The 23,891-nt window shown below is 65.6% G+C and carries 14 protein-coding genes and 1 tRNA gene; 4 read left to right on the plus strand and 11 right to left on the minus strand.

Features of this window, described 5'->3' with window-relative positions; genetic code table 11:
- Positions 1 to 26: 26 nt before the first annotated feature.
- Complete coding sequence (gene amaB, locus VGU65_RS06355; protein ID WP_327473894.1) at positions 27 to 1,562, minus strand: L-piperidine-6-carboxylate dehydrogenase; 1,536 nt, start codon at positions 1,560 to 1,562, stop codon at positions 27 to 29.
- 232 nt (positions 1,563 to 1,794) lie between these two features.
- Here amaB and VGU65_RS06360 point away from each other — a divergent pair.
- Positions 1,795 to 1,871, plus strand: a tRNA-Arg gene (locus VGU65_RS06360).
- A gap of 612 nt (positions 1,872 to 2,483) precedes the next feature.
- Here VGU65_RS06360 and VGU65_RS06365 read toward each other — a convergent pair.
- Both VGU65_RS06365 and VGU65_RS06370 read right to left on the minus strand, forming a co-directional pair.
- The gene (locus VGU65_RS06365; RefSeq protein ID WP_327473895.1) at positions 2,484 to 2,846 is read right to left on the minus strand and encodes a response regulator transcription factor; all 363 of its coding nucleotides are present in this window, start codon (positions 2,844 to 2,846) and stop codon (positions 2,484 to 2,486) included.
- Position 2,847: 1 nt separating this feature from the next.
- Entirely contained in the window at positions 2,848 to 4,266 is a 1,419-nt protein-coding gene (locus tag VGU65_RS06370; RefSeq protein ID WP_327473897.1) for an RAD55 family ATPase, read from the minus strand.
- A 440-nt stretch (positions 4,267 to 4,706) separates the two neighbouring features.
- Here VGU65_RS06370 and glgX point away from each other — a divergent pair, with 440 nt between their 5' ends.
- Together glgX and VGU65_RS06380 are read left to right on the plus strand one after the other, a co-directional pair.
- Complete coding sequence (gene glgX, locus VGU65_RS06375) at positions 4,707 to 6,827, plus strand: glycogen debranching protein GlgX (protein ID WP_327473900.1); 2,121 nt, start codon at positions 4,707 to 4,709, stop codon at positions 6,825 to 6,827.
- 251 nt (positions 6,828 to 7,078) lie between these two features.
- On the plus strand, positions 7,079 to 8,314 hold the full coding sequence (locus tag VGU65_RS06380) for a serine hydrolase domain-containing protein (protein ID WP_327473902.1): 1,236 nt from the start codon (positions 7,079 to 7,081) through the stop codon (positions 8,312 to 8,314).
- A 48-nt stretch (positions 8,315 to 8,362) separates the two neighbouring features.
- Here VGU65_RS06380 and VGU65_RS06385 read toward each other — a convergent pair whose 3' ends face one another.
- A complete protein-coding gene (locus VGU65_RS06385) occupies positions 8,363 to 9,790 on the minus strand; it encodes a sugar porter family MFS transporter (protein ID WP_327473903.1) in 1,428 nt (475 codons plus the stop codon).
- Positions 9,791 to 9,942: 152 nt separating this feature from the next.
- On the opposite strand from VGU65_RS06385, the gene VGU65_RS06390 reads away from it, so the two are divergent.
- Positions 9,943 to 10,974, plus strand: coding sequence for a LacI family DNA-binding transcriptional regulator (locus tag VGU65_RS06390; RefSeq protein WP_327473905.1), 1,032 nt, complete (start codon positions 9,943 to 9,945; stop codon positions 10,972 to 10,974).
- Positions 10,975 to 11,026: 52 nt separating this feature from the next.
- Here the strand turns inward: VGU65_RS06390 and VGU65_RS06395 are convergent, their stop codons facing one another.
- The 7 genes from VGU65_RS06395 to VGU65_RS06425 all read right to left on the minus strand — a co-directional run bounded on the left by VGU65_RS06395 (position 11,027) and on the right by VGU65_RS06425 (position 23,881).
- A complete protein-coding gene (locus VGU65_RS06395; RefSeq protein WP_327473907.1) occupies positions 11,027 to 11,923 on the minus strand; it encodes an alpha/beta hydrolase in 897 nt (298 codons plus the stop codon).
- Between the two features lie 103 nt (positions 11,924 to 12,026).
- A complete protein-coding gene (locus VGU65_RS06400; protein ID WP_327473909.1) occupies positions 12,027 to 13,709 on the minus strand; it encodes an alpha-amylase family glycosyl hydrolase in 1,683 nt (560 codons plus the stop codon).
- Positions 13,710 to 13,743: 34 nt separating this feature from the next.
- Entirely contained in the window at positions 13,744 to 15,228 is a 1,485-nt protein-coding gene (locus tag VGU65_RS06405) for an MFS transporter (protein WP_327473911.1), read from the minus strand.
- A 59-nt stretch (positions 15,229 to 15,287) separates the two neighbouring features.
- Positions 15,288 to 17,453, minus strand: coding sequence for a glucosidase family protein (locus VGU65_RS06410; RefSeq protein WP_327473913.1), 2,166 nt, complete (start codon positions 17,451 to 17,453; stop codon positions 15,288 to 15,290).
- A 227-nt stretch (positions 17,454 to 17,680) separates the two neighbouring features.
- Entirely contained in the window at positions 17,681 to 19,693 is a 2,013-nt protein-coding gene (locus tag VGU65_RS06415; protein WP_327473915.1) for a glycoside hydrolase family 13 protein, read from the minus strand.
- A 95-nt stretch (positions 19,694 to 19,788) separates the two neighbouring features.
- On the minus strand, positions 19,789 to 22,116 hold the full coding sequence (locus VGU65_RS06420) for a glycoside hydrolase family 31 protein (protein WP_327473917.1): 2,328 nt from the start codon (positions 22,114 to 22,116) through the stop codon (positions 19,789 to 19,791).
- Positions 22,117 to 22,342: 226 nt separating this feature from the next.
- Entirely contained in the window at positions 22,343 to 23,881 is a 1,539-nt protein-coding gene (locus VGU65_RS06425) for an alpha-amylase family glycosyl hydrolase (protein ID WP_327473919.1), read from the minus strand.
- Positions 23,882 to 23,891: the final 10 nt, after the last annotated feature.

The following is a 23,891-nucleotide window of genomic DNA, read 5'->3' on the forward strand; positions in this document are numbered from 1 at the left end:
CTGTGCCGGAGGGAGAGGGGCTATGTTTACACCGTGAACTTGATGCCCTGCGCCAGCGGCAGCGCGTCGGAGTAGTTGATGGTGTTGGTCTGACGGCGCATGTAAACCTTCCACGCATCCGAGCCGGACTCGCGGCCGCCGCCGGTCTCTTTCTCGCCACCGAAGGCGCCGCCGATCTCGGCGCCGGAGGTACCGATGTTGACGTTGGCGATGCCGCAATCCGAACCGGCCGCGGACAGGAACTGCTCGGCCGCGCGCAGGTTGTTGGTGAAGATCGAGGAGGACAGGCCCTGCGGCACGTCGTTCTGCATCTCGATCGCTTCGTCCAGCGTCTTGAACGGCATCACGTAGAGGATCGGCGCGAAGGTTTCGGTCTGCACCACCTCGTCGGCGTTCTTCACGCCGGTGATGATGGTCGGCAGCACGAAGTTGCCCTTGCGGTCGGTCAGCGCCGCGCCGCCCGTGCGTACGGTGCCGCCGGCGGCCTTGGCCTTCTCGATCGCTGCCAGGTAGCCCTGCACAGCCTCGGGGCTGTTGAGCGGGCCCATCAGCGTGGTGGCGAGGGTCGGATCGCCGATCTTGCCCTCGACCTGCTTGTACGCGCCGATCAGGGTATCGAGCACATCGTCGAAGATGGACTCGTGCACGAACAGGCGGCGGGTCGTGGTGCAGCGCTGGCCGGCGGTGCCGACGGCGCCGAACACGATGCCCGGGATGGCGAGCTTGAGGTCGGCGGTTTCGTCCAGGATGATCGCGTTGTTGCCGCCCAGCTCAAGCAGCGAGCGGCCCATGCGATGGGCGACGCGCTCGCCGACCATGCGGCCGACCTTGGTCGAGCCGGTGAAGCTGATCAGCGGGATCCGCTTGTCGTCCACGAAAGCCTGCGAGAGTTCGGTGCTGGCGTCGTTGAACAGGAAGAAGATGTCGGGGAAGCCGCCGGCCTTCAGCGCCTCGTTGCAGATGCGCATGGTCGCCACCGCCGACAGCGGGGTCTTGGGCGAGGGCTTCCAGATGCAGATGTCGCCGCAGATCGCCGCCAGGAACGCGTTCCAGCTCCATACCGCGACGGGGAAGTTGAACGCGCTGATGATGCCGACCAGGCCAAGCGGCTGGTACTGCTCGTACATGCGGTGGCCGGGTCGTTCCGAGTGCATGGTGTAGCCGTGCAGCATGCGGCTCTGGCCCACCGCGAAGTCCGCGATGTCGATCATCTCCTGCACTTCGCCGTCGCCCTCGGGCTTGATCTTGCCCATCTCCAGCGCGACCAGGCTGCCCAGCGCGTCCTTGTGCCTGCGCAGCGCCTCGCCGCACAGGCGCACGGCTTCGCCGCGCTTGGGCGCCGGCGTGGTGCGCCAGACCTTGAAGGCCTCCTGCGCGTGCTTGACTATGGTCTCGTAGTCGGCCTTGCTCGAGGCGTGCACGCTGGCGATCACTTCGCCCGTGGCCGGGTTCTGCGGCTTGATCGTGCCGGCGTCGGTGGTCTTGGACCATTCGCCATTGCCGAGGTAGGTGCCGGACTGCGAGTCGCCAAGGCCTAGCGCCTTGAGGATTTCGTGGGACATGGATGACTCCTTGGGGACCGGCGCCGGGGCGCCCGACTATTTGCCAAACGGACATTCTAGCAGGGGCATTCGGGTAGCCCGGCCGGACGGTTCGGGGGCAAGGCTTACCGCATCCGCCTGTTGGGCACCTTCTCCCTAAACCTAAACGGGGTGCCCGATACAGATGGGGCGGCCGGAGCGCGATCCCCAGGTGATCGCACCCGCCCCGCATCCATGCCAAAATCCGCAGGTTGCCCCCGTAGCTCAGTTGGATAGAGCGTCCCCCTCCTAAGGGGAAGGTCGTACGTTCGAATCGTATCGGGGGCACCAAAAAAGGCTGGCGCATCGCCCAGGCGTTCAGCGAAAGTGTTGAAGACGACGGCCGCACCGGGACGCCCGGTGCGGCTTTTTTCTCGGAACAACACATCGGGAACCCGGGTACGGGCTCCGAACGCCGACATCCCGACCGGTCGATATCGCGCTTTAGCAAATGAGTGCGGTGCGGCTGGGCAATACCGTGGTGGAAAACTTCGGTTTGGGCACGGCGGGGTCCGGACAGCACGAACCCCGCACACACCGCTTGGGCGGCTTCTGCCAAAAGTAAGGCGAAATGCCGCCAGCCCCGCCGTCACGCGGTTTCGGCGGCTCATGCCATTCGAACGTGGCCAGAACTCATTTGGGCCCTGCCAGGACATCCGCTTGAGGTCGGTTCAACGGCGCCACCTTGACACGAGACCAAGATCGCTCAGAGGCAGAGCGCGACGCAGACGAAAAAACGCCCGGTAGATAACCGGACGCCGAGCGGGCTTTTCGCGACCTGGGCAGGAGGTTCGACATAGAGGCAGAAGCGATCTTCTGGCACCCATATCCCAAACGTCGCCCTCGAAGTAATGGCGCTCGACGTACGTTCGGCCTCGCTTTGGTCCTGGTTTTAGCCAGTGATTAGCTCCTGCCATCAGCCACACGGAGCGACTCAATTACCTCAACCAGCGAAGAAAGACGGTACGGCTTCGGCAAAAAGGCATTGTAACCCGGTCGCTTGGGCAGCTGACATTCCGGGATGGCCGTGGTCAGCACGATCGGATTGCGATAGCCGCACGAGCGGATCCGCTCGATCATGGTCAACCCGTCCAGGCCGGGCATCATGAAGTCGGTAACGATCAGTTCCGGGGTTTCCTGAAGCGCAAGCTCCAGCCCCCAGGCGCCATCCGACGCCACGGTCACATGATAGCCAGCCTCTTCCAGTGCGATGGACGCCACTGCGGAGATATCGGGCTCGTCTTCAACCAACAATATGCGAAGCATGTCACTCCGATTTCCGCGGTGCGGCGACCCTGAGGTCGGGACCGAGCACAATCCCGCTCGAAGTAATGTGGAAGTCCCTAGTCCATGGATCGAAGTTGCTGTCACGCAGCTTTACGATTGAAAGTTTGCGATGCAGCGCTTCACCTTGGCGACCGGCGTTCAATAGCAACACGTTGCTCACCATCGCCGAGATCTCATCGCCGGGCAGGTAGATTTCGTCCAACCCGCGATGGGCGATCTCAGTGGTGTACACGACGCTGGCACCGGCTGCCGTCAGCCGGGTGGTTAGCGCATTGACCAGGTAGGGCAGCCTGTTGGGATTGACCAAGCTGTCGCGCACGATCGCGAGGCCCTCGACAAGAACCCGCTTCACGTTGCGCTTCTCGGCCTCACGAATAAGCCGATCGGCAATTTCGTCGACGATCAATTCTGCCGGCGGCTGCCATATAACTTCGAGGTGACCAGCTTCCATCGGGGAAGTCAGGTCAAGTCCGACGCTACGGGCCTTCCTCTGAAGGTGGCGTGGATTCTCGTAAAAACTGATCGCCAAGCCGGGCTCCTGCTCGCTGGAGAGCGACAGGAAATGCATGCCTAGGGTCGTTTTGCCGGCACCCGTCGGACCAACGATAAGGGTGGCAGAGCCGGTTGGCAGCCCGCCACTTAGCAATCGGTCGATTTCCTTCTGGCCAATCGACATTCGCCCCGCAATGGGCTCGACTTCGGCATACGCGTCAGCCTTGGCGCGCAGGATGCTTTCCACTCGTGGGAATACGGCTATGCCTTCCTGCGTGATGTGGAACTGGTGTTTGCCGGGGACGATGGCCGCCCCGCGGTGCTTCCTTATCTGGATGGTGCGGTAAGCCTTGAACCCCTCGGTTTCATTGCAGAGTTCGATCCACCCGTCGACCATCGTATGTTCCGGCGAACTTGCATCGCGGTTCTGGTGCGTCAGCATGACGAACACGGCATTGGTCATGCCGGCGACGCCCTGCAGTGCGTGGATGAAGGCCCGGAAATCTTGCTCGGACGACAGCGACTGCGCGATGAACGTGCCGTCCAGCACCATCGCGGTTGCCTGGTGCCTCTTCAGTTCGTGCTGCACAAGCTTGAGCAGGCCGGGGAGTCCCTCCCGTTCAAGCACGCCGTAGGCGCTGACGTACTGCATCGCTCCGGGCAGGGCCTGGCCATCGAAAAAGCTCATCTGGCCGACGTAATTGAGCATCCGCGAACTGGATTCAGCCAGCAGCGTCATGTACAGCGCACGGCCCCCTGCACGAGCGTGGGCATAGCAGAACTGGTTCGCCAGGATGGTTTTGCCGGCGCCGGGAGGACCCTGAACAATGTAAGCCGACCCCCGCATGAAGCCGCCGTCGGTAATGACATCCAGCCCTTCGACGCCTGTCGAAAATTTTTCAATCACCTTTCGCTCCAGGTTGAAGCCGAATCAAGAGACTTGCGTTATCCGGACATCCAACCGTACATGCAAGCGACGAACACGATCAAACTCAAGCAGGGCGGCGGATCTGAGCTAAGAGGACGCACAGTCGCTTCGACGGGCCGCCTGGTCGTGGTGGGGCTCAAGCAGATCAAACGTGGCAATCGGTCATGTGTGATACCCGTCGCACATTTGTGCGGGGCGCGTCTGGTGCTGACTTGCATATCGCCGATGGCAGCGGCGGCTAGCGCAGCCCACCGCGCTGTGAGGCAGCCGAGGACTCCTCCATGGGCTGGTGGTCGCCGAGCTTCAGCGCCGTGGCGTGCGGTCGGGGCACTCTGCAGCCTGCGACGGTTGCAGGCCATACAGACACCCCGTGCACCTGCGTTGCTCGACACTCCGCTCTCAGTAACTGCGGCCAAACCATGAGCAATCCAGCCAAAGCAACCGTCCTGCAAGTCCAGGAGGGCCGGCCGTTCCCGCGCGGTTCCTTCTACGATGGCAGCGGCGCCAACTTCGCCTTGTTTTCGGCGAACGCCACCCGTGTCGAACTGTGTCTGTTCGACGACAACGGCGTTGAGACCCGGGTTGATCTGCCCGAATACACCGATGAGATCTGGCACGGTTACGTGCCGGACGTGCGGCCTGGCCAGCAGTACGGTTACCGCGTACATGGCCCCTACATCCCCGCCGAAGGGCACCGGTTCAACCCGAACAAGCTCTTGATCGACCCCTATGCGCGCGAGTTGACCGGCGCACTGGTATGGTGCGACGAACTCTACGGATACACCGTCGGGCATCCGGACCAGGACCTCAGCTACGACGAGCGCGACAGCGCGCCGTTCGTACCCAAGGCAGTGGTGGTCAGCGAAGACTACGATTGGGCCGGCGACGAACGGCCGATGGTCCCGTGGGACGAAACGGTGGTGATGGAGGCGCACGTGCGCGGCTACACGATGCGCCATCCGCAGGTTCCGGAAGATCTGCGTGGCACCTGCGCCGGGCTGGCGATGCCCGCGGTGCTGGAGCACATCCGTTCGCTCGGCGTCACCAGCATCGAGCTGCTGCCCATACACGCCTACCTCGATGACCGCCACTTGCTGGAGGCCGGCCGCCGGAACTACTGGGGCTACAACACCATCGCGTTCTTCGCGGTCCAGCGCCGCTACCTTTCCAGCAACCATCGAGATGAATTCCGCGAGCTGGTGCGGGCCGCCCATGGCAAGGGCCTCGAGATCCTGCTGGACGTGGTCTACAACCACACGGCCGAGGGTAGCGAGCTGGGGCCAACGCTGTCGCTGCGCGGCATCGACAACGTGTCGTACTACAGGCTGGCGGAAAACCCGCGTTACTACATCAACGACACCGGCACCGGAAATACGCTCAACGTCAGCAGTCCCCGGGTCATCCAGCTGGTGATGGATTCACTGCGCTACTGGGTGACAGAGATGCACGTCGATGGCTTCCGCTTCGACCTGGCGACCATCCTCGGGCGGGAGCCGACGGGCTTCGAGCAGCGCGGCGGCATCCTCGACGCGGTAACTCAGGACCCTACGCTTGCCAGCGTCAAGATGATCGCCGAACCGTGGGACTGCGGCCCGGGCGGCTATCAGGTTGGGCATTTTCCGCCCGGCTGGGCCGAGTGGAACGACCGCTTCCGTGACGATGTTCGCGCGTTCTGGAAGGGCGACGAGGGCAAGCTGGCCGACTTCGCCAAGCGCCTGACCGGGTCCGCCGAACTTTTCGACAAGCGCGGCCGCCGGCCCTGGGCCAGCGTCAACTTCATTACCGCGCACGACGGGTTTACGCTCAACGATCTGGTCAGCTACAACGGTAAGCACAACCAGGCCAACGGCGAAGACAACCGGGATGGTTCGGACAACAACCATTCGTGGAACTGTGGCGCGGAAGGCGAGACGGACGATCCCGGCGTGCAGGATCTTCGCGAGCAACAGATGCGCAACCTGCTGGCCACGCTGTTCCTGTCCAAGGGCACGCCGATGATGCTGGCGGGCGACGAGCGCGCGCAGACCCAGCACGGCAACAACAACACTTACGGGCAGGACAGCGAGATCGCGTGGATCGACTGGCAACGCGATCCCACCGAAGGCCGCCTGGCGGAGTTCGTCCGCGAGCTCACCACTCTGCGCCGGCGCTTTCCCCTGTTACGCCGCAATCGTTTCTTGAACGGCCGCTTCGACGAATCAACGGGCATACGCGACATCGTCTGGCTCGCGCCGGATGGGAGTGAAGCGAACAGCGCCCAGTGGACTGATCCTGGCGCGCGCTCGATTGCCGCGCTGGTGGATGGCCGAGCCCAGCGTACCGGTGTCAGCCGGCCTGGCGAGGACGCCACCATGCTTCTGGTCATCAACGGCTGGTCCGAGGGTGTCGAATTCTCGCTGCCCAAAGCCGATCCCTCCACCGTCTGGGTGGTGGCGTTGTCCACCGCGTCCACGATGGATCCCGGCGTAGAGGCAGGTGGCGGCAGCCAGTTCATCTGCCCGCCGCGCTCGCTCGTGGTCATGACGCCGGCCACGGTTTGATTCCAGGTCTGAGTTTCCCCATCCGTTCGCGTGAGATATTCAGGCTGATGGCGGATGGCCGCTCTTGGCCGGAAACATGCAGCGGGCGACTTCGCAACCGGCCTTGAGGAAACTCGCGAACCGAGCGTTGCGCCGGCTGGTGACATGGCGACTCCCCACCCATCCTTTTATCCGGTGCACACTGCCATTGCCTACCGGAAGCCGGTGCTAGACGTACTGCTCATCCTTTCCCACGCCAAATGCGAGCCCTCATGCGTCATGCCGTCCGATTCGCTCTTGCCGCTCTGGCCACCCTTGCCTTTCCTGTCAGCGTAGGGGCCACCGCGTCCCCGGCCGCCCTGAGCAAGGTGATCGAGACCTTTGTCCAATCCCACGCATTTAGCGGTGAGATCCTGCTTACCGATCACGGCGGCATTGTTTTCCAGCGGGCCTATGGCCTGGCCGATCGGCATCCAAAGCGCCCGATCAGCACCGACACTCGGTTCCAGGTGGGGTCGATATCCAAGTGGTTTACTACCTTGGCGGCTTTGCGGCTAGCTGATCAAGGACGTCTTGATCTTGCTGCCCCCATAAGCCGTGACTTGCCTGGGTATCCGGCCCAAGTCGGTGATCATGTCGACCTCGTGCAGTTGCTCTCGAACATGAGTGGCATCAAGGACCGCTTGTCCACCGAGTACATCAATAGGCCTGAAGTAGCAGCGGAAGCGCTGACCGCGCGTCAGGCGGTCGACCGCTATGCGCTGGGACCTTTGGTGTCCAGGCCCGGAACCCGCTTCGACTACGCCCACACGAACTGGTTGCTGGTCCAAGCGATCCTCGAGCAGGCCTCCGGCAAGCCTCTGGAGACTCTGATCAGAGAGACCGTGCTCGCACCCGCCCATCTGACAGACACTGGCATCACCCATGGCGACTTCAGGGATACCCCGCATCATGCGGTTGCCTACGCATCAGCGGTGGCGGACGCGCCAGAGGAGGTCCATGTGATCCCGGCCTATCTCATTCCGACGGGCACCATCTACAGCACCGCGGCGGATATGTCCCGTCTGGCTCACCTCGTGTACGAAACCTCATGGCTCTCGCAAGCCAGCATGAAGGCATTGATGACAGTTCATGACCCGGACGAACACTATGCGATCGGCGGGCGCGTCCTGCAGCAGCATCTGGACGGACGGCCGGTCAGGCTCGCCTGGGAGATGGGCTCGATGGGCGGATTCAAGGCTCTCCTGGCGCACGCGGTTCATGACGATCGCACGCTGGTGCTACTCAACAATACCAATCTCGACGAAGACGAACTTTCGCGCTTCGCCGAATCCATCCTTAAGGCATGGTACGGCGCTGCGCCGCCGGAAAAGGACGCCAATGTTCCGCTGCACCTGACGACACCCGTTGGCCTCGGGGTGCCCGACGAAGCTCCCAGCTTGGAACGGAGAAAAAAAGCCGGGCCCCCCAGGGAGCCCGGCTTGGTATGGCACCAGCAAGCTAGCTGAGCACCCAAGGGCGCATCGCCGGCCTTTTTCGTTGCGAGGCAGCAAGGCTCAGGTCGTCATGTCCTCGAGCTCCATCCCCTTGGTCTCGCGTACCGCATAGACCACGAACAGCAGCGAGATCAGCGCGAATGCGGCGTACAGCCCGTAGGCGAAGCTCAGTCCCATTTCCGCCAGCGTCGGGAAGCTGTAGCTGATCAGGAAGTTGGCGATCCACTGCGCCGCCGCCGCGACCGCGAGCGCCACCGCGCGAATGCGGTTGGGGAACATCTCGCCCAGCAGGACCCACACGACCGGGCCCCAGCTGACGCCGAAGAACACCACGTAGGCGTTGGCCGCGACCAGCGCGACCATGTTCCATGGTGCCGGCAGGCTTAGCGCCGCGCCGCTGCCGGTGGCCTGCGAGAAACACCAGGCCATCAGCGCCAGCGTGACGGTCATGCCGGCCGAACCGACCGCCAGCAGCGGCTTCCTGCCGATCCTGTCGACCAAGCCGATCGCCACCAGCGTCACCAGCACGTTGACGATCGAGGTCACCACGGTGATGGAAAAGGAGTCCGCCTCGCTGAAGCCGACCGAATGCCACAACGCGGAGGAGTAATAGAAAATCACGTTGATGCCGACGAACTGCTGGAACACCGACAGCAGGATGCCGATCCAGACCACCGGCAGGAGGCCCAGGCGCGGGCCGCGCAGATCGCGCAGGTTCGGGCGGTATTCGGATTTGAGGCTGCGCTCGATCTCCCCCAGCTTGAAATCCAGCGCCGCCTCGTTGCGCATCGCCAGCACTTCGCGCAACACCACGCGCGCCTCGGCCAGCCGGCCCTTGGCGACCAGGTGGCGGGGCGATTCGGGAACGCCGAGCACCAGGCCGCCGTAGACCAGCGCCGGGACCACCGCCACCAGGAACATCCAGCGCCACGCCGCCAACCCGAACCAGAGCGGCTGCGCGGCGCCGCCGGCGGTGCTGGCGAGCCAGGCGTCGCTCATCAGTGCGGCGAAAATGCCCAGCACGATGGCCAGCTGCTGCATCGAGCCCAGGCGCCCGCGCACCTGGGCAGGCGACACTTCGGCGATGTAGGTCGGCGCGATCACCGAAGCCATGCCCACGCCGGTGCCGCCGATCACCCGCCACAGGATCAGGTGCCACATGCCTGACGCCAGCCCCGATCCGATGGCGCTGATCGCCAGCAGCAGGGCGGCCACCTGCATCGAGCGCACGCGGCCCAGGCGATCGGCCAGCGGGCCGGCATACCAGGCGCCCAGCGCCGAACCGAGCAACGCGCAGGACACCGTGATGCCGATCTGTCCGGCATCCAACGCGAAACCGCCGCGGACGGCCTCGACGGCGCCGTTGACGACGGCCGTGTCGAAACCGAACAGGAAACCGCCCAGCGCCGCTGCTGCGGCAATCAGGACGATCCTCGCGGTCGCCCGTTGTTCGTGCGCCAGGTCGACTGGCGTTTCCCGCGTGTTCATCCGTTCTTCCCCCTAGCCCCGAGGACAGTGCTGCGAGTCTGGCTGTTGCCGCGGCCGCCGTCCGACTGAATACGTATGCATCAGGCGGCGATACAGCGCGGCTTGCCGATGGTAATGTTGCCCGAGCCGGCAGTTCCAGAGGTTGTACAGAAGTGAGCAAGGCCAAAGCGACGTCGATCGACATCGCCCATCTGGCGGGTGTGTCCCAGGCGACGGTGTCGCGTGCGCTGCGTGGCAGCCCGCTGGTCAGCGAGGAGACCCGCGAGCGCATCCGGGCCGCCGCGGAGCAGCTGCGCTACAAGGTCGACAAGAACGCCTCCAACCTGCGCCTGCAGCATTCGGGCACGTTGGCGCTGCTGCTGTTCGAGGACCCGACCACCGACGGCTCCAACATCAACCCGTTCTTTCTCTCGATGCTGGGTTCGATCACCCGTGCCTGCGCGCAGCAGGGCTACGACCTGCTGATTTCCTTCCAGCAGTTCTCCACCGACTGGCATGCCGACTACGCCGACAGCAAGAAGGCCGACGGCATCATCCTGCTCGGCTACGGCGATTACCTCGCCTACCTCGACCGGCTGGAGAAGCTGGTGGCGATCGGTACACGGTTCGTGCGCTGGGGTGCGGTGCTGCCCGACCAGCCGGGCGTGTCGGTCGGCTGCGACAACTTCAGCGGCGGGCAGGCGGTGGCGCGGCACTTCATCGAACAGGGATGCCGGCGGATCGCCTTCCTGGGCGATGCCTCCAGCCACTATCCGGAATTCTTCGAGCGCTACCGCGGCTATGCCGACGCGCTGGCGCAGGCCGGCCTGCCAGCCGATGCGTCGCTGCAAGTCGATGCCGAGAGCACGCAGCAGTGCGGTCACGACGCCATGTCGGAACTGATCGCCCGCGGCGCGGCCTTCGACGCTGTATTCGCCGCCAGCGACCTGATCGCCATCGGCGCCATGCACGCACTGGCCGAGCACGGCTACAAGGTGCCTACCGACGTGCTGGTGGCCGGTTTCGACGACATCCCGATGGCGAGCTTCGCCAATCCGCCGCTGACCACCGTGCTGCAGGACACCCGCCGCGCGGGCGAGGTGCTGGTGGAGAACCTGCTGCGCATGATCCGAGATGAGCCGGCGCAGAGCGTGATGCTGCCGGTGAAGCTTATGGTGCGGCAGTCCAGCGTGCGGCCCGCATAGCCCGGTTCCCCGTGAAAAGCAGGCAGGGGCGAGGGACGGAAGCTCGCGAAAGCTAAGGGCGTGCGGCCGCTGGAAACGCCCAGCGCAGAAACACCGGCAGCATCTTCGCCCACGAGGCCTGCTGGTGGCGTCCGCCGGGCAGCAGGAACACGGTCACGTCCGCATCAGCGCCCGCAGTGGAGTAGCCGAGCTGGCGCAGGCCGCGCTGCTGCACGCCGTCGCCGTGGTAGCCGTCCACCAGGTCGCGGAGGTCGTCGATCACGTCGATGACGCCGTCATGGTCGCGATCATTGGTTTCCTCGGCCGTGCCCGCGGCGAACCAGAACTTCAGACCGTCGCGCTTGGGGCCGCGGTCGACCATCGCCTGCGGCAGTCGGCTGCGCTGCACCGCCGCCGGGTCGCTGCGATCGCCTGCCAGCCAGAACGACGGCGACATGGCGCCGACCTTGCCGAATACCTCCGGATACTGCCAGCCCAGGTTGAAGGCGTTGAGTGCGCCGAGCGACCAGCCCATCACTGCGCGCTGGCGGGCATCGGCGCGGGTGCGGTAGTGCACGTCGACATAAGGCACCAGTGAAGTGGCCACCCAGGACGAATAGTCCGCGGCCTTCAGGCCGATCGGGCCGATCACCGAGCCGCCGACCACGCTCTGTCCGCGCTTGCGGTCGGACAGCCCGTAGCCGCTCGCTCGGTCGTGCAGCATGTCGACGGCAACCACGATGACCGGCTCGATCGCATGCTCTGCATAAAGGTCTGCCAGCGTCGCCTGCAGCCCCACCGCCTGCATATCCTGGCCGTCGTTGGCGTACAGCACGGGATAGCGGGCGGACGAATGTGCGTAGTCCGGCGGCAGGTAGACGGTTACGTGGATGCGCTCGGGCGCAAAGGCCGCGGCGTCCAGTTCGAGTTTCTGCACCTGCGCATGCAGCGTGCAAGGAAACAGCAGCAAGCAGGCAAGCCACCCGAGGGCAGGGGGCCGCGTGGGGCGGGCCTGGATCCGCCATGCATGACCCGGTGGAAGGCGGTGGGCTGAAGCCCACCCGAAGAGACGCTCAATCATCCGGGTGGCTCTTGTCGCGCATCAGGCGGGTGAGCTCGGCGACGAGGTCGGCGCGGGTGGCCGGCGCGTCGAGCAGGTAGACGGCCACGTCGTGCGGCGCCACGCTGGCATCCAGCGTGCCGCCGTCCGCCACGTCGATCGCCTTGCCGCCGAGCGCCGCCTGCCAATGGCCTGGTTGCAGGTAGTTCGCCACGCGGAACCGCGCCGGCTGGCCGCCCTTGTTGAGCAGCACCAGCGCGATCTGGTGCATGCCATCTTTCTGGTAGACGCGGTAGAACGCCGCCTGGTCGCCGGCCATGTGCTCGACGAGCATCAGCCCCCGCTGCAGGGCCGGCGTGCGTTCTCGCAGGATGGCAATGCGCTTGAGCTGGCGATAGATCGGGCTCTTGCCGGCCGCCTCGATGCGTGCCTGGCCGTAGTAGTTGCGGTTGCCCTCGTGCTCGGCGCGACCGCGTTCGAAGCCGGTCTCCGAGCCGTAGTAGATCGCCGGTATGCCGCGCGCGGTGAAAAGCCAGTTGTCGGCGTCGATGAAGCCCGCGTCGCTGGCGTCCATGCGTGCCATGTCGTGATTGTCGTAGAAGGTGACCAGCTCGTAGGGATTGGCGTACGGCCCGTTCGTTAGATACAGCTTCGAGAGCAGCTGCCCGTAATCGCTGCCCGGGTGCTCGAACACCACCTTGATCGCCTGCTGCTGCGGGAAGTCGAGCAGGCTGATGCCGCCATTCTTCTTCCATGTGTACTGGCCGATGTCGTCGGGGCTGTAGTCGAACGCCTCGCCATACATGAAGAAGCCGGGGTGCTTTGCACGGATGCGTGCGGAGAACTGGCGCCAGAATCTCGTCGACATGTGATTGATGGTGTCGATGCGGAAGGCGTCCGCGCCCTGGCCGATCCATTGGAGGTACGCGCCGGTGAAATAGTCCAGCACCGCCGGATTGAACTCGTCGTTGTTGGACAGCTGGGCCAGGTCCTCATAGGCGTGGTAGAAGCGGTGCAGCGGATTGTGGCGTGGGTCCAGCCGCCACGGCGGCAGATTCTGCTCGTCGGCGACGAGCTTGCCCGCCCCGTCGAAGATCTGCCCGAACTGCGGCTGGCGCACCGGCATGCTGAAGGCTGGCGAGCCATGGTTGAGCACGATGTCCTGCACCACTTTCAGGCCCGCCGCGTGCATCCCCGCGGTGAACTGCGCGTAGTCCAGGTCCTTGCTCGGCAGGTGCTCATCGACCTTGTAGAAATTGACGCCCCAGTAGCCGTGGAAGCCGGTCTTGCCGCGGTCGGTGAACTTCGAGCCCCAGCGCACCGGGTCGCCGCCGGTGAAGGCTTCGTCCGGGTTGTCCACGATCGGCGTGATCCATACCGCGCCGAAGCCCATCCCGCGGATGTAGGCGGCGTTCTCCAGCACGCCCTTGAAATCGCCGCCCAGGTAGCCGATGTTCGCGCTCTCGCCCTTGGGCGCGCCCGGCACGGGGATGTCGAAGGTGCGATGCGCGCCGCCCTGGTCGCGCTGGTCGTTGGAAGGGTCGCCGTTGACGAAGCGGTCGGTCAGCACGAAGTAGATGGCGTTGGAGGCGAACGGCACTTCCGTGCCGTAGAACTCGCGCGGCGCGTCGTCCGCAAGGGCGGTGCCCAGGCCGAGGGCCAATACCAGGCAGGCTGTGCCGCTCTTGAGCTTCATGTCGTGTCCTTGGAAGGGGTGTTCGGCGTGCGGCCTACGCGATCCGCAGCGCAAGCGCCGCTTCGGGCTCGCGCACGCGCAGGGTGCATAGGCCGGCGACCACCAGGCTGGCCCCGCCCAGCGCCAGCGCCCAGATCGGCTGGCCGTGGAAGAAGACCTTAAGCAGCAATCCCAGCACGCTGGCGGCCAGCAGCTGCGGAATCACGATGAAGAAATTGAAGATGCCCATGTACACGCCCATCTTCGCCGTGGGCAGGTTGTCTGACAGCATCGCGTAAGGCAGCGAGAGGATCGAGGCCCAGGCGAAGCCCACCCCGACCATCGAGGCGACCAGCCAGCGCGCGTCGCGCAGCACTACGAAGGACAGCAGGCCAGCGCCGCCCAGCAAAAGGTTCACCAGATGGCTGATGCGCAGGCCCCAGCGGCGCACCATCCACGGGACCAGCACGGCTGCCGGTACCGCAACTCCGTTGTACACGGCGAACAGCACGCCAGCCCAGTTGGCGCCCTCGTTGTAGGCTGCACTGGCCGTGTCGGTGCTGCCAAAGAAGCTCTGTGCCACTCCCTGGGTGGTGTAGATCCACATGGCGAACAGCGCGAACCAGGAAAAGAACTGCACCCATGCCAGGCGGCGCATTGGCGCGGGCATGGCGTAGAGGTCGCTCATCACCTGCTGCGCCATCCCGTGGCCGCGCGCTAGCGCGAGCCAGGCGAACAACAGGCCGAACACCACAAGGCCGCCGGCGAGCAGGTAGAGCTCCTTCTGCAGCCCGAAGTGGCCGATTGCCACCAGCAGCGCCACACCCAGCGCCAGCAACAGTGCGCCGGGGCGCCAGGCTTGCGAGGCGTCCGCCGGCGTCTCGGCCGGCGCCTCGTCGGCCTGCTCGTGCAACTGCTGCGGTGGGTACTCGGGGCTGGTGACGATGGTCCACAGTACGGCACCCAGAAGCACCACGCCGCCGGCGTAGAAGGCGTACTTCACCGTATCGGGTACGCCCCCGCTCGGCGCCACGTTGGCGACGCCAAGCCGGGCCAGCAGCCAGGGCAGGGCGGAGGCGACCACCGCTCCGATGCCTATGAAGAAGCTCTGCATGGCGTAGCCGAGAGGCCGCTGGCGCGGCGGCAACTGGTCCCCTACGAAGGCGCGAAACGGCTCCATCGATACGTTGATCGATGCGTCCATGATCCATAGCAGCCCGGCCGCAACCCACAGCGCGGGCGCGTTGGGCATCCACAGCAGCGCCAGCGTGGTCAGCGCCGCACCGGCCAGAAAGTAAGGCCGGCGGCGGCCCAGCCGGTTCCAGGTGTGGTCCGACAGGTGGCCGATGATCGGCTGCACGATCAGTCCGGTCAGCGGCGCGGCGATCCACAGGACTGGGATGTCCGCCACGTCCGCGCCCAGGGTCTGGAATATGCGGCTGACGTTGGCGTTCTGCAGGGCGAAGCCGAACTGGATGCCAAGAAAGCCGAAGCACATGTTCCAGATCTGCCAGAAGGACAGGGCGGGTTTGTTGCTCATCCGGGGTTTCCGTCGGTGGTTGGATGCTGCGGGAGTGCGCCCCCAAGGGCGGGTATCGCTCAAAGGGGTGCGATCAGCAGCGCGCCGACGTCCGCCTCGTTGAGAGCCCCGGCCTCACCGCCCGCGCCGCCGGTGTAGTGGGCGTTGTGCCGCAGGTAGCTCATGTTGAATCCGTCGCGGAGGCTGAACCTGCAGTGCCGGCCTGCCTCCGCGGTGAAGTCGACCCAGGTGGAACGCTGGTGGCCATCGCTGTGCGGCATAACCAAAGGCCGCCGCTGCGGAGCGCCGTCGCCGCAATCGACCACCAACCACTTCACCGCGGCAGTGATGCCGGTGTTGATCGGCCCATGCCGGTTGGCGTACTCGAGCGTGGCGCGATAGCTGCCATTGGCCGGCGCCGTCCATTGGCGGGGCCACACACCGGCGACCTGTTCCATGTCGCCCTTGCACACTTCAGGGCTGGGCAACGACTCGATGCCGTGGTCGTCGACTTGCGTCACGCGAATGCACTGGAGCGCCGCGGTGCGCGCCAGCGTCGCGATGCCCTCGATCGTCCCATGCCGGCGGCCGTTGACGTAGAGCACGCCCGCGCCCGGGCTTCGCACGCGCCAATGGTTGCCATCGGCATCCACCGTCGGCGCGGCCGGAGTGGCTGGCGCGTACAGCGGTGCGTCGGTGCGCAGCGGGGGCTCCGGCACGGTGACGACCTTGAGCGTCACCACGGTATGTTCGCCTTGCTGCTGCGTGGTGCCGGCGATTAGCAGGTTGCCGTCCAGCGAGGCCGGGCGGCGCAGTGTGATGCGGCGATCATGCAACTGCAGGTCGATGTGGTCGGTCTCGCCGAACAGCATCGGCACCAGCACTACCGGCAGTTTCGGCTCGATCCGTCCGTCGTTGGTGATGCCGAACACGCCCTCGATCGCCACGTCGAGCAATCCCGCCACCGACCACAGCTGCCGCGGCGAATTGACCACCGGGCCGCTCAGCGGGCCGTCCTGTACGTGGACGGCCTGGGACAGCAGTTCGTAGTTCTCCATGTCGGAGCCGGCGAGCGCGGCTCCACGGATGACCGAGCGGATCTCGTGGGCGATGCGCGCCGGATCGTTGACCGCCCGTGCCGCCCGCATCGCGTAGGCGCTGACGAACGGCCAGATCGCGCGGTTGTGGTAGATCGGCTGGTCGGCGCGTTCGGGCCAGATCACCGGGCTGCCGGCGGGCCAGGTGGGGTAGCTGGCCAGCGCCTGGCGGGCGCGCTGGGGATCGGCCACACTGCTGGTAATCGCCAGTGAGGTGCCGAGCAGGTCGTAGGCTTCCACCGGCAGGCCGTCGCCGCCGATGTAGCTCATGTAGAGTCCGCGATCGGCGCGCCAGAAGTGCGTGTTGATCGCCGCCTTCAGCGCCGCTGCCTGCGTACGGTAAGCGGCTGCGTGCGGGTCGCCACGCTTGTCCGCCAGCCCGGCGGCCAGTTGCAACGCCTGGTAATGAAGGACGTTAGTGGACAGAGCGAAGGACTGCGCGATGAACCGCACGTTGTCGGCGGTCCACGCCGGGTAGGTCTGCTGGCGCCAGTCCAGGAACGAGGTCTCGCCACGGTAGAGCCCGAGCGCCGGGTCGAAGGCGTATTGCCGGTCCTGTGCCAGCGTGTCGTCCAGCGCCCGGCGCACCCTGGCTGCAAAGCCGGGGTCGTCCAGAAGATGCCTTGCGCCGAGGAACCACACGATGCGGTCGGTGCTGACTGGCCAGCTGCCGCCCGAACCGGTGTCCTGCATCACGTAGAGGCCCTGCGGCGCGGATGGCGTGCGCACGTCGGACAGCTTGAACTCGAGGCCATTGCGCGAGCGCGCGGCGTCGAAGCGCCACAGCCCCAGGTCGATCGCATAGGCCAGGTCGCGCGTCCACACGTAGGGCCACTTCTCGCCGGTCTCGAAGCAGTGGCAGGGAATCGGCTGTCCGTGGTCGAAGGCGTCGTCGCGGATGGCGGTGACCGAGTCCTGCGCCAGGTCGTCCTGGGCCATCGCGAACAGGCCGTCGAACAGAGTGCTCGCGGTGTCGGTGTGCAGCGGCTGGGGCTGGATCACGCGCTTGCCGAACGGCGAGGCCAACGTCCAGGCGCCATGCGCATCGCGGCTCATGCCCACGTGCACGCCCTGCCAGTCCAGGCCATCGCGCCAGGGCGGGACGGCCGAGCCGGAGACCATCGCCGCGGTCAGCAGCAGGCTAAGCATGAGACGAGGCGGGCAGTTGGATCATCCGGCGGCTCCTTGGGCGGCGCTACGGTGGGCTGCGTCATGGTAGGTAGCGTCGCAGTGCAGCAACCAGCGGTTGCATACGTATTCATTAGGCGCTGTTGCTCCCCTCTCCGTGGCGCAGAAGCGGGCTTGCCCGTGATGCTCGGCCAGAGCGCCAGGCCGACCGAAAGGCATCGCGGGCAAGTCCACCGCCCTGCGGACAGCTACTGCGCGAGGATCGCGCCGTAGTGTCCGTTCACGTTGAGCGTCACCTGGCCATTTTGCACCGTATAGGTGGTGCCCGAGATCTGGTCGGTGAGCAGGCTGCCGTTGGTCACGCTAAGTTGCCATACGGGTACGTTTACCGAATGCGTAACCGAATCGTTGTTGAGCACCACGGCAATGCGGTTGGCGGCATCGAAGCGGCCATAGGCATAGAGCTTGGACGTGTCGTCGGTCAGCAGCGTCAGGAACGAGCCGGTGCGCAGCGCGGGGTAGGCGTTGCGGATCGCGATCAGCTTCTGGGTCAGCGCGACCGCGCTGTTGGTAGAGCTGCCGACGGTCCAGTCGAAGGTACGGCGGTTGTCCGGGTCGGCACCGCCCTGCATGCCGTATTCGTCGCCGTAGTAGATGGTCGGCGTGCCCACATAGGTCATCTGGAAGAACAGCGCCAGGTAGGTCTTCCAGATGTCGCCGCCGGCACGCTGGCCGAAGCGGGTGACGTCGTGACTGCCGAGCGCGTTGCTCATGCTCTGCTGCACGTTGGTCGGGTAGTTCGCGCGGGTGCCGTGCAGCCAGCTGTCGAACTGGCTGGTCGGGATCGAGGCTGTGTTGCCGTTGTAGTCCTGGCCGGTGATCCACTCGGAGACGGGCTGCATGAAGCCGTCGTAGTTCATCGCGCCGTCCCACTGGTCGCCGCCGTCGGTCCAAGGACCTGCATTGCCCCAGAATTCGCCCAGGATTTCCGCGTTGGGGTTCACCGATTTCACCGCGCTGCGCAGTTCGGCCATGATCTGGTGATTGGTCGCGTCGCTGCCGTTGTTGCCAGCCGCATCGAGGTACTGTGCCGCGTCAAGGCGCCAGCCGTCTATGGCGTAGGGGGCCTTAAGGTAGGTCTGCACGACCGAGCTGCTGCTGCCGTAGATCGCGTTGCGCACGACCGAGCCGCTGGCGCCGTAGTCGAGCTTGGGCATGCTGGAGATGCCGAAGAAGGCGGAGTACGTGCCCGGCCAGGTCTGGAACGTGTAGTAGCTGTACCACGGGCTAGACTGGGACTCGTAGGCGCCGGTCGTGGTCCACCAGTTGTAGCGGTCGAACCAGGCGTGGGTGTCGCCGGTATGGTTGAACACGCCGTCGAGGATCAGGTAACCCTTCGGTCCGTTGGCGGTGCCGTGGATGTCGGCGGCCAGCGTCTGCAGCAGTGCGTTGCTGCCGAACGCCGGGTCGACCTGGGTGTAGTCCTCGGTGTCGTATTTGTGGTTGGTCGGCGAGAGGAAGATCGGGTTGAGGTAGATGATGTCGGCGCCGACGGTGTTCTTGATATAGCCGAGCTTCTGGTCGATGCCGGCCAGGTCGCCGCCGAAGAACACGGCGCTGTTGCAGCCGCCTACGTTGGACACCACGCTCGAACCCCAGGCATGCTTCTCGGTGGCGCAGCCGGCGTAAGTGTACTGGCCGTTGGTTACGTCGTTCGTGGTGTCGCCGTTGTAGAAGCGGTCCGGGAAGATCTGGTACATCACGCCGTTCTTCATCCATGCCGGGGTGGTGAAGCCCGGGACGATGAAGAAGTCGCCCGAGGACGGTTCGGCGGAGGTAATGCCCGCAGCGTTGAGCCAAGCCGTCGAGGTGCCGTCGTTGATCTGGAAGCGGTAGTACTTTTCCGAGGCGCTGGCCGGGATGGTGCCCTTCCAGAAGTCGAAGTTGCCGGTGGCGTCGTTCGCCGACCAACTCATAGCCACCCAGTGGAATAAGCCATCGGCGTTGTCGTAATACTTGATGTTGGCGCTGGTGATGTCGCCCTTGAATGTGCGCAGGGTGAGCGTGACCGCCTGTGTGGCGGTGGGTTCGGCATGGTTGTCGTACAGCGGGCCCTGGTCGTGGAAAAGGCCGTTCCACTCCACGTTGTTGTCGTTGGTGGCTGCCAGCAGGGCCGGCGAGTGCAGGGCGTAGAGCGCCAGTGCCGCGAGGATTGCGGCAGTGACCTTTCCGCGGCGTGCCTTCTGTACATGGTTGCGCATGAGACCTCCCTCCCGATGAAGACCTTGCGCCGCGCGGCGCCGAGTGGAAGAGCCCTGCAGGAGCGGAGCCGCTCCCGCATGGGCTCACCCGGCGGCTACCGCCCCAGCGTGATGTTTTGCGCCATGCCGGCCGTGATGCGCACGTAGGTGACGGGACCGAAGCGGTCCTGGCCGACGGCCCAGCCGTCGTCCTTCGAAGCGCGCAGTGCCTCGACACCGGCAAAGCCTTCCAGCGCACGGCCGTTGCTGCTCACCGACCGCGCCGCTTGGCCATGGAATTTCAGCAGCCAGGAGCGCAGCGCTGGTTTGTAGCTGCCCTGCGGGGCGGCGAGGGCGAAGCTGACGGCGTCATCCTGCACCTGCAGCTGCATGGATTGCAGGAAGTAGCCGCCCTGTTCGTAGCCATAGGTGGTGCCGTCGTCGTCGTAGTAGTCGAAACGGCTGGCATGGGACGCGGGGAACAGCTCCACTTCCAGCTCGGTAAGCGGGTGCTGGCCGACATAGTCCATTGGCGGTGCGAGCGGAATGATCGCGCCTTCGCGTACGTACAGCGGAATATCGCTCCAGCCCTTCGCGTCGGCCTGGTGCTGGATCGTCTGTTCGCCGGCGTAGTGCTTGCCGCTGAACCAGTCGATCCATGCACCCGCGGGCAGGTAGACCGGCTTGACGGTCTGACCCTGCTCGACCACCGGCGCCACCAGCAGGCTGTCGCCGAACAGCCAGGCGTCGTAGTCGTTGCGAAGGTTCGGATCGTTCGGCCAGTCGAACAGCAGCGGACGGACCAGTCCGATGCCGGTGGCGCGGCGCTTGTGCTCGTAGCTGTAGATGTAGGGAATCAGCGACTGGCGCAGCCGGATCGCATCGGTGGCCGCCTTCTCGGCGACGGGGCCGTAGACCCAGGGCTGGCGGTGCTGACCGAGCTCACCGTGTACACGGAACACCGGTGTGAAGGCGCCGAACTGGATCCAGCGTGCGTAGTTCTCGGGCGTCGGCGTGCCGCCCTTGAAGCCGCCGCCGTCCATGCCCCATTGCATGGCTCCGACGTTGATCGCGCTGAGCATGCGCTGGCGCTGGCCGGCCATGCTGGCGAAACCGGTGCGGATGTCACCCGACCACAGGCCGTAGGCGTAGCGCTGCGCGCCCAGGTAGAAGTTTCGATTGAGCGACCACACGCGCAGGTCGGAAATGGCGCGCTGGCCGTCGTAGAGCGCACGCTGCATGTCCATGTGCTGCAGGTCGACGGCGACGTCGTCGGCCTCGTCGTTCCACCAGCCGACCATGCCGGTGGCAAAGGAATGCTTGAGCGCGGCGTTGAAGAACCAGGCGCGCGCCGACGGGTTGGCGAAGTCGATCTCGCGCACGGGCTTGCCGGAAAAGTAGTCCGGCGCGGGGTCGCTCTGCGCCAGCCAGTAGCCGTGCTCGCTGGCCTCGCGGCCCTCCACGGTGTGGAGATGGATGCGCGGCTTCATGATGCCGGTAAGGTGCACGCCCTGGGCGTCGAGCAGCGACTTTAGCCGGCCGCTGTCGCCGTCCGGGAATTTGTGCTCGTTCCAGCGGAACTCGCCGTAGTCGTCCTCGCCCCAGGCCTTCCAGTCGAAGTCGAGGGTGAAGTTGTCCAGCGGAATGTGGCGCTCGCGGTAACCGTGGACGATGTCCAGCAGCTCCTTCTGGTCGATGCCCCATTGGCTGTTGGTGAAACCCATCGCCCACTTCGGGAACAGCGGACTGCGGCCGCTGACCTGCGCCAGCGCGCCGAAGATCGCGTGCGGATCGCCGAGGAACACGTAGTAGTCCAGGCCGCCATCGAACATGCGCGCGTCGATGCGCGTGTCGCCCAGCGCGATCTGCCCACCGACGCCGTCGACCAGCACGCCGTAGCCGGCGGTGGTCCACACGAACGGCGCGCCGGCATGGCCCTGCTCGCCGGCAGTGATGGTGCGATAACCGTCGCGCAGCAGGCCGGCGGTGGCCGGCTCGACCGCGTCGAAGCCGCCGATGCCGTACATCGACTCGCCCTTGGCGTGGATGAGGCTCAGCCGCCCATGCGCCAGCGAGCCCAGTGCGAACTGGCGCAGCAGCGGCTGCTGACCGGGCAGGCCGATGCGCAGGTCCCCCTCCTGTTTGTCCCATACCGCGTCGAGCTGCGCGGAGTGCAGGCGCGCGCCGGCGTCATCGCGGGAGATCTCGGCGACCGGGGCATGCGCGGCCTGCGGGGCCGGATCGACCACGATGGTCGGCGTCGGCGTGCGGCCGGCGGCACGGTATTGCACGTGCAGGACGCCCGGCGCAGCTAGCTCGACGCGCAACGTGTCGTCGCCCAGCGGGATGTCGAAACCGGGCGCGGCAGGGGCGGGTGAAGCGGACTTGGCCGGCGCAACGTGCGCCCGGGCCTTGGAAAGCGATGCAGCAGGGGATGGTGACACCAGCAGTACTCCGACGACTAACCACGTGATCGGCTTGGTCGACGCGAGCTTGAACTTTGTGAAAAGCGCGTCGAGCCGGGCACGGCGGCGCTCATGGTAGGTCGCTGTGGCCGAGGTACGACACCCGTTTGCATACGTATTCATGTGCGGCATGACGCGTTTTTCCGATGGTGCGGCGCACGGTACGCGAGGCGTCCAAACGGACTCAACCGTACGCGAGATGAATTCACTCGAGGATCACCGAAGCATAGGCCGGCAGCTGCAGTTGGCCGGCCGCGACCCGCACGCCGGGCAGGCTGGCCAGGCGCACGCGGCCGTAGTGGCGCAGGGCATCGCCAAGCGTGAGCGTCTGCGGCTGGCGCGAAAGGTTGTGTACGACCAGCACCTGGCCGCTGGCGTCCGACAGTTCCCAGGCGGCCAGCCGCGGGTTGGTGATGGTGGGGACGTGCAGCACGCCGTCGCGCAGCACGGGCAATTCGCGCCGCCAGCCGATCAGCGCGCGGTACCAGGCCAGCAGCGAGTGCGGATCATCCTGCTCGGCATCGACCGAAACGGCCGGGCCATCGCCGGCGCTGAACGCCTTCCAGCGGCTCTCGCCCGTGCCGTGCGGATCGCGATGCCAGCGCATCGGTTCGCGCAGATCCGGGTCGGGCTTGGTGCCGCGCATGCCCAGCTCCTCGCCGTAATAGAGGAAAGTGCGGCCGGGCAGGGTGAGCAGCATGGCCGCCGCCACGCGCATGTGCCGCGCGTCGCCGCCCAACTGGCTCATCACCCGCTCCTGGTCGTGATTGGACAGGAACGGGGCATCGCGGCCGGCCGGGATCGCGGCTGCGGTGCGCGCGAGCAGGTCGCCCAGGCCGTAGTTGCGTTCGCTGGTGGCGCTGCGGATGAGTTGCGCGGCCAGCGGAAAGTCGAACACCGCATCGAGCGAGCCGTACCAGGGAGCCAACTGCCCGGGATCGTCGCGGGTCACCTCGCCGACCAGGTAGGCCCCAGGATGCATCTTGGTCATGGCTGAGCGGAAGCTGCTCCACCATGCGAGATTCCGCTGCAGTATCGCCGGATCGTCCACCTGGCCGGGAAAGTCGGCATAGATGTGTCGCGCGGCATCCAGACGGAAGCCATCCACGCCCCGGGCCAGCCAGAAACGGCCGATGTCGTCGATCGCGGTACGCACGGCGGGCGTATCGAAATCGAGGTCCGGCATGTCGCCGGTGAAGACGCCCAGATAATGCTGCGCGCCCAGCGCGTGCCAGGCTTGGCCGCCGGTGGCGCTGGCCGCGTGGAGGTCGGTGCCGGCGGTGGCCCAGCTGTACCAGGCGTGGTGCGGGTCATGCGGCTCCCGCGCCGCGAGAAACCAGGGATGACGGTCGCTGGTGTGGTTGACCACCAGATCGAGGATCACCTCGATGCCGCGCCGGTGCGCTTCGCGCAGCAGGCGGTCGAAGTCGGCCAGCGTTCCGTACTGCGGGTTGATGGCCTCGTAATCGGTGATGTCGTAGCCGTGGTAACTGGGCGAGGGGTTGATCGGCATCAGCCAGATGCCGTCGACGCCGAGCGACTTGAGGTAGTCGAGCCTGGCGGTGACGCCATTGAGATCGCCGATGCCGTCGCCGTTGGTGTCGTACCAGGCGCGCACGAAAATTTCGTACCAGACGCCGGAACGTGTCGTTGCCGTGGGATCGGATGCGGCGGTCGCGGAAGGCGCGGAGCCGCCCAGCACGAGCAGCGCCAGAAGAAACAATGAACCGATGCGTCGAATCACAGCTCGTTCT

Origin of the sequence: Frateuria sp. (assembly GCF_035943815.1) — a bacterium.
Lineage (GTDB): Bacteria > Pseudomonadota > Gammaproteobacteria > Xanthomonadales > Rhodanobacteraceae > Frateuria_A.